Raw genomic sequence first — 6104 nt, 5'->3', positions numbered from 1 at the left:
CCCGCCAAGCCCCCAAACCGGGTGGGTTCGGGGGCGGGGTTTTGTGATTACGAGCCCGGTCTCCGCGGGGGCGGCGGGCCCGGGTTCGCGATTCGCGGGCGATCCGCACCGGGCCGTCGGTGCGGACGACGACGTCGAGCCGGATGCGGCCGTGCGGGGAGCGGACGGTGCAGCCGAGGATGACGGCGTCGCGCCCGTGCGGGACGCACCCGGTCAGGCCGCCTCGGACGGGTTTGGCCAGGGGGCCGGTGCGGTCGGGCAGTCCGTCGAAGGAGTCGGCGATCTCCTCTCCGAGGGCGAGCCGGGAGAGCACGGCCAGCGCGTCGAGGGCGTTGGACTTGCCGACGCCGGCGGGCCCGTGCAGGACGGTGAGGGGCGCGAGCGGCAGGACCGCGCGCCGGTAGGACTTGAACGAGGTGAGCCGGAGCTCCTCGACGGTGGGACGTGTTACGGATGTCCGATCGGGCCCCGGGGCGCTCGGTCGGGGGTGGGCCGGCGCGGCGGGCCGGGTGGCGTCGCGGTTCACCCGTCGGACGTTAGCCGCAGGCCGGTCGGCAGAAACGTGCCTGCTCAGCAGATTCATCCCAACGTGGCGGCCACACCCCGCGCGCGCCCGACGTTCAGCGCCGGTAGGCGGCCACCGTCACGGAAGCGGTCACCTCGACCGGGTCCGGCAGCTCCGCGAGCGCGGCGGCCAGGCGGTCCGGGTCGGTGTGCCAGGCGCTGGGGCCCATGCCGACGACGGTGCGCACGTCGTCCGGGCCGAGCCGCAGGGTGAACTCGACCTGCCGCTGCCCGGCAGGGGTCAGGTAGGGGCCGAGCTTCTCGTCGATCCGCCGCTGCTTCTCCTCGTCGACCGACAACAGGCCCAGCGCGCCGACGAGTTCGCGCAGGTGGCGGGCGGTGGGCGAGACCAGCAGCAGGGTGGCGCCGGGGAGCAGCACGCGGCGGATCTCGGGCCCGTTGCGCGGGGCGAAGACGTTGAGCATCAGCCCGGCGGAGGCATCGCGCAGCGGCAGCGGCCGCCAGGCGTCGCAGACCACGGCACCGATCCGGGGGTGGGCCTTGGCGGCGCGGCGCAGCGCGAACTTGGAGATGTCGAGGGCGGCGCCGACGCGGCCGGGCAGGGCGTCGAGGACGTGGGCCAGGTAGTGGCCGGTGCCGGCGCCGAGGTCGGCGACGAGGCCTTCGGGGTCGGCGGCCGCGGCGGCCTCGGCGAGGGCGTCGGCGATGGGCCGGTAGTGGCCGGCGGCGAGGAAGTCGGCACGGGCGGCGACCATCTCGGCGGTGTCGCCGGTGCCGGTGTGGGCGTCGCCGGCGAGGAGGCTGACGTAGCCCTGCTTGGCGAGGTCGAAGCTGTGGCCGGCGGGGCAGCGCAGGGCGCGCTCGTGCCGGGTGAGGGCCTGCGCGCAGTGGGGGCAGGCCAGGTAGTGCTCGATGTCCTGCAGCAACGTTCCGTCTTCTCTCGCCGTTCAGCCCGGGTGCCCGGGGGTTTCGCGGGTCCGGTGGCCCTGAGTAACCAGCCTAACGACCCCGCCCGACCCCGACGGCCTGCCCGGCCAGCCGACCCCGCCCCGGGCCCGCCGACCCCACCCGGCCCCGCTGCCCGGCCTATCGGCCCCGCCGCTGCCCGCTTATCGGCCCCGCCCCTGCGCGCCCGCGCCCGCGCTCCGCCGCGACGCGCAGGGCGAGGGCGGCGAGCGCCTCGGGTGCGCCGGGCCGGCCGCGGATGCCGGGGAAGGCGTTGACGTCGACGATGACGGGTTCGGCGGGCCCGTCGAGCAGGTCGACGCCGTAGACGTCGAGCCCGAACACCTCGCCGACGCGCAGGGCGAGGGCGGCCCGGTCGGCGGGCGGTTCCCAGTCCTGCCCCTGCCCCGACTCCCCTTCGCTGTCGGCGAGTTCGGACCGCCGCCGGGCGGCGAACACCTGCCGGTCGATCACCCACAGCTTCTGGTCCCAGCCGGTCCCCGGGACGAACGGCTGGGTGACGACGGGCTCGTCGGGCCAGCGCGCGACGAGTTCGCGCAACCGGGCCGGGCCGTCGACCCGGGCGACCAGGTCGTGGCGCCGACTGTGCCGACTCTTGACGACGAACGGGTAGGCGGGATCGGCGAGTTCGGCGAGCCGCCCGGCGTCGCGGGTGGCCGCGAAGGGCAGGTCGGCCGCGCGCGCGAGTTCGGCCATCCGCACCCGGTCCTGGCAGAGTTCGGTGGCCGCGGCCGAGTTGATGACGGGCGCCCCGCGCCGCTCCAACTCTTGTGCGAGTGAAAGGGATCGACGGGTGTGGGCCTTGAGCAGATAGACGTCGGCGAGCGCCGGCCCTGCCGGTCCAGCAGGGTCGACGATCGTCACCTCGTGCCGGTCCGCCAGCAGGGCGGCGGTCGCCGCGAGCACCGGGTGTCCGGGGTCGGCGGTGATCAGGCCGATCCTCATATCGCCCCGCCCAGGCCAGCCCCACCCAAGCCGGCCCCGTCAAAGCCGGCTCCGTCAAAGCCGGCTCCGTCAAAGCCGGATCCGCCGAACTCTCCACCACCGAAGCCAAGTTGCCCGTACCCCGCGCCACCGCCCGCCGGCACCAGTGCAGGCGCGGGCGCCGACACGGCCGTCCCGCTGCGCGCGAGCCGCAGCACCGCCCGGGCGACCCTGGCGACCGCGTCCGGCACCTGGCGGAAGCTCGGGAAGTCGTTGATGTCGACGACCACCGGCCCGTCCGGCCCGAGCAGCACGTCGACGCCGTACAGGTCGAGCCCGAACACCTCACCAACCTGCGCCGCGATCCGCGCGACCTCCCCGGGCAACGGGACCTGCCGTTCGCGTACGCCCTGCCCGGGGTGGAGCGGGGAGGAACGTTCCGTCGCGAAGAGCTCGCCGTCGACGCAGTACACCTTGAGGTCGGTGCCGGAGTTGGGCACGTAGGGCTGGGCGATCAACAGCCCCTCGTCGGCGAGTTCGGGACCGAGGTCGAGGAGGTGGTCGGGGCTGGGCACGAGCCGGACGGCCCGCCCGGAGCTGCCGTCGGCGGGCTTGACGACGAGCGGGTACTCGGCGGCCGGGATCTCGGCGAGCCGTTCCCAGCGGGCGGTGGCGTAGGTGACGGGGACGGGCAGGCCGCGGGTGCTGGCGATGACGGAGGCGAGCGCCTTGTCGCGGACGCCGCGGATGGAGCGGACGTCGTTGACGGTGGTGAGGCCGACGGCGGCGGCCGCGTCCAGCAGGGTGAGCCCGGGCCCGCCGGAGACGGTCTTGAGCACCCAGGCGTCGTGGCTGCCGGCCCGGATCGCCTCGGATATCGCCATCAGCGAGTCCCCGGGGCGCAGCACGTCCACCCGGTGCCCCCATGCGGTGAGCTGGCGTGCCACGTCGAGCGGCATGCCGTCGTGCCGGTAGTGCTCCTCCACCAGAAAGCAGAGCCTCATGGGCCTGTCTTCCCCCCTTGCCAAGCCGAGTGCGGACGTCCGCCGTCCCCCTTCGGCAGAGCTGTAAAGGCATCAGCATGCCACGCGGTATACGCACAAGATCGCTGCGAGCCGGTAAGCGTTCAGCAACAATCAGGCGCCCGCACCGCCCCGGCCTTCGCCGCCCCCGGCACGAAGCACCGCCGCCGCCCACCATCACCCCCGGCACGAGGCACCGCCACCGTCCGTCACACCGTCACCGGCGCCCCCGGCACGAAGCCCGGGAACAATGCGGTGGCGGGCCGCCGACGCCCCTGCTTGGATGCACGCCGTGACTTCTGTTGATCATGCCCCCGACCACTCCCTCCTCGACGCGATCGAGCGCTACTACGACGCGGTGCCGCGCAGCGCCGCGCGGACCGAGGACTTCGGCCCGCTGACCCTGTTCGTCCGCGAGGGCGCGGGCTGGCCCTACTACGCCCGCCCCACGCTCGACCACGACGGCCCCGCCACCACCGCCGAGGACGTCCTGCGGGTGCTGGCCCGCCAGCGGGAGCTGGGCGAGCCGGAGGCCTTCGAGTGGGTGGCCGAGCGGAGTCCGGAGCTGCGGGCCGCGGTGGAGGCGGCCGGGCTCGCGGTGCACGAGCACCCGCTGCTGGTGCTGGGCCCGCAGGACGAGCCGGCCCCGGCGCCCGAGCTGCCGGAGGAGGTGCGGGTGGAGGTCCTGGGCGCGGATGCGCCGGAGCTGGCGTCGGCGGTCGCCGTTCCGCACCTGGCGTTCGCCGAGCCGGGCACCGGCGTGGGCGCCGTGGGTGCGGCCGAACTGGCCGAGGCCACAGGGCAGCTGACGGCAGAAGGCGCGGTGGAGCGGATCGCACGGCGGATCACCGACGGCGCCACCGTGCTGGCCGCCGCGGTGGAGGACGGTTCCGCGCTGTGCGCGGGCCAGCACAATCCGGTGGGCGCGGTCACCGAGGTGGCCGGGGTCGGGACGCTGCCGGTCGCGCGGCGGCGCGGGCTGGGTCTGGCGGTCACCGCGGCCCTGGTCGCGCACGCGCGGGCGAACGGCGTGCGGACGGTGTTCCTGTCCGCCGCCGACGAGGAGGTCGCCCGGATCTACCGCCGGGCGGGCTTCCGCCCGTTCGCGACGGCCCTGATCGCCGAGCCGGCCCCGGACCGGCCCGGCGACTGACCCGCAGACCGGCCGACCCGACGACCGGCCGACCCCCCGACCACACCAACGAGAGCCCTCAGGAACGGACGACGAGGACGACGCGACCGGGCAGGAGCCCCACCCGGTCAGTCGTCGTCCTCGTCCTCCGCCCCGCTGACGCCCTCCCCCTCTGCCTCGTCGACGACCCACCCCGCCAGCCGTTCGGCGACCCCGGACACGCCGAGCCGCCCCTCCCGGATGGCCCGGGCGAGGCTGCGCACCTCGCGGGCGGTGGTGGCGACGGTGCAGCCGCTGGCGACGAGGTAGGCGTAGGCGGCGGCGGTCGCGTAGAGCTCGTTGGTCTTCTCCAGGGCCGGCACCCGGATCAGCTGGTGCATCAGGGCGGCGGCGCGGTCCTGCGGTTCGGGGTAGACGTCGATGTCGAAGATCTCGGCCTGGTGCCGGGCGACGGCCGCGAGCAACGACCCGTAGTCGGTGACCTGCGGGTCACCGGGCGTGTACTGCTCGGCGGTCATGAGCAGCCACGAGAGGTCGACCTCCAGCTTCAACGGCGCACGTCCTTCAGGTCGCCCGGCTCCGCGAACTCGGCCAGGAAGGCCGTCTCGTACTCCTTCATGAACTGGGCGGCGGCGTCGACGAAGGCCCGCCCCGCCTCGCCCATGTCCTGCTGGACCAGGCGCTCGATGTACTGGTTCATGCTGATCCCCTGCTGCTCCGCCCGTTCCCGGGCCATTTCCGCGGTCGTGGCGTCCACCCGGACGTTCAGCTGCTTCTTACCCATGAATCTCAAGCTAGCGCTGAAGTGCTAGCACAACAAGGGCGCACGCACACCGGACGGAGCGCCCACCTGTCGGACGGCGCGAAAGACTTCAGTAGCGCAAGATTCATTTCAGTAAGTTCTTCAGTACCGCGCCGAAGGTTTCAGTGAGCGCCTCCCGGCTACAGGGAGTGTTCGATCTTCGATGCGAGGCTTCCTGGGATCCTGTGACGCGTGAACTCGCATGACGAGGGTGCCCAGCAAACCCGGCCGTCACTCGCTGCGGCCGCCGGCCCGCCGTGGCCTCGCCCCCTCCCGCGACGGCTGTCCTCGGTTCCGCTTCCTCGGCCCGGCGAATCTCTCCTGAGTTGGCTCGATGCGGTCGCGCTTGACTTCGACGTCAGCCGGGACCAAGCCGCCCAGGCCACCGGGGTCATAGCTGTCGACGAAGCGCCTGCCCGGCTCTCTCTCACCTCCACGCGTTCGCCCGTCTTCAGCCTGGATGACGAGACCACGACTCGGATCGAAGCCGCGACAGGGCTGTCGGGCAGCGAGGCCAGGAACTTGACCTTGAGCCGCTTCGTGGGGACGGCGTTGCGGACAAGCCCGACGCGTGCCGTTTCATCGTCCGGACGCGGCGTCGCAGCCGAGCCCTGGGTCGATCACACCGAGCTCCGCTTCTGTCGGCGACGGCTCAATGTGAGGCCGGGTTCGGCGGTTCAGTTGTGGGCCATCCGTAGTCTCGTCGGATGTGTCAGTCGTTGCTGCTGGTGGC

The 6104-nt window shown here is 73.6% G+C and carries 7 protein-coding genes and 1 pseudogene; 2 read left to right on the top strand and 6 right to left on the bottom strand.

Annotated elements, in window-relative coordinates:
• The 4 genes and pseudogenes from ACFV61_RS33545 to ACFV61_RS33530 all read right to left on the bottom strand — a co-directional run.
• A pseudogene (locus ACFV61_RS33545) lies at nt 1-526 on the bottom strand (hypothetical protein); the annotation flags it as partial.
• Between the two features lie 94 nt (nt 527-620).
• A complete protein-coding gene (locus ACFV61_RS33540) occupies nt 621-1451 on the bottom strand; it encodes a putative RNA methyltransferase (protein ID WP_380495838.1) in 831 nt (276 codons plus the stop codon).
• 160 nt (nt 1452-1611) lie between these two features.
• The gene (locus ACFV61_RS33535; RefSeq protein WP_380495836.1) at nt 1612-2436 is read right to left on the bottom strand and encodes a RimK family alpha-L-glutamate ligase; all 825 of its coding nucleotides are present in this window, start codon (nt 2434-2436) and stop codon (nt 1612-1614) included.
• Nucleotides 2433-3419, bottom strand: a complete 987-nt coding sequence (locus tag ACFV61_RS33530) for a RimK family alpha-L-glutamate ligase (RefSeq protein ID WP_380495834.1) — start codon at nt 3417-3419, stop codon at nt 2433-2435. Before ACFV61_RS33530 ends, ACFV61_RS33535 begins: the two co-directional genes overlap by 4 nt.
• A gap of 301 nt (nt 3420-3720) precedes the next feature.
• On the opposite strand from ACFV61_RS33530, the gene ACFV61_RS33525 reads away from it, so the two are divergent.
• Nucleotides 3721-4590, top strand: a complete 870-nt coding sequence (locus ACFV61_RS33525; protein WP_380495832.1) for a GNAT family N-acetyltransferase — start codon at nt 3721-3723, stop codon at nt 4588-4590.
• A 107-nt stretch (nt 4591-4697) separates the two neighbouring features.
• On the opposite strand, the gene ACFV61_RS33520 is transcribed toward ACFV61_RS33525, so the two are convergent.
• Nucleotides 4698-5120: a hypothetical protein gene (locus tag ACFV61_RS33520; protein WP_063347591.1), complete on the bottom strand. Its 423-nt coding sequence runs from the start codon at nt 5118-5120 to the stop codon at nt 4698-4700.
• Nucleotides 5117-5353 (bottom strand): toxin-antitoxin system HicB family antitoxin, encoded by a 237-nt coding sequence (locus ACFV61_RS33515; RefSeq protein ID WP_063347592.1) that lies wholly within the window; start codon nt 5351-5353, stop codon nt 5117-5119. The genes ACFV61_RS33520 and ACFV61_RS33515 overlap by 4 nt, the downstream gene beginning before the upstream one ends.
• A gap of 210 nt (nt 5354-5563) precedes the next feature.
• Between ACFV61_RS33515 and ACFV61_RS33510 the strand changes: the two genes are divergently transcribed.
• A partial coding sequence (locus tag ACFV61_RS33510; protein WP_380495830.1) for a TniQ family protein occupies nt 5564-6104 on the top strand: 541 nt, incomplete at its 3' end.

It is taken from the genome of Kitasatospora sp. NPDC059817, from assembly GCF_042731835.1.
Lineage (GTDB): Bacteria > Actinomycetota > Actinomycetes > Streptomycetales > Streptomycetaceae > Kitasatospora.
This window is presented reverse-complemented; position numbering and strand designations above follow the sequence as displayed.

Coding starts and splice junctions, on each gene's coding strand:
- ACFV61_RS33535 (WP_380495836.1), bottom strand. CDS start 2,436: ATGAGGATCGGCCTGATCACCGCCGACCCCGGACACCCGGTGCTCGCG.
- ACFV61_RS33530 (WP_380495834.1), bottom strand. CDS start 3,419: ATGAGGCTCTGCTTTCTGGTGGAGGAGCACTACCGGCACGACGGCATG.
- ACFV61_RS33515 (WP_063347592.1), bottom strand. CDS start 5,353: ATGGGTAAGAAGCAGCTGAACGTCCGGGTGGACGCCACGACCGCGGAA.
- ACFV61_RS33525 (WP_380495832.1), top strand. CDS start 3,721: ATGCACGCCGTGACTTCTGTTGATCATGCCCCCGACCACTCCCTCCTC.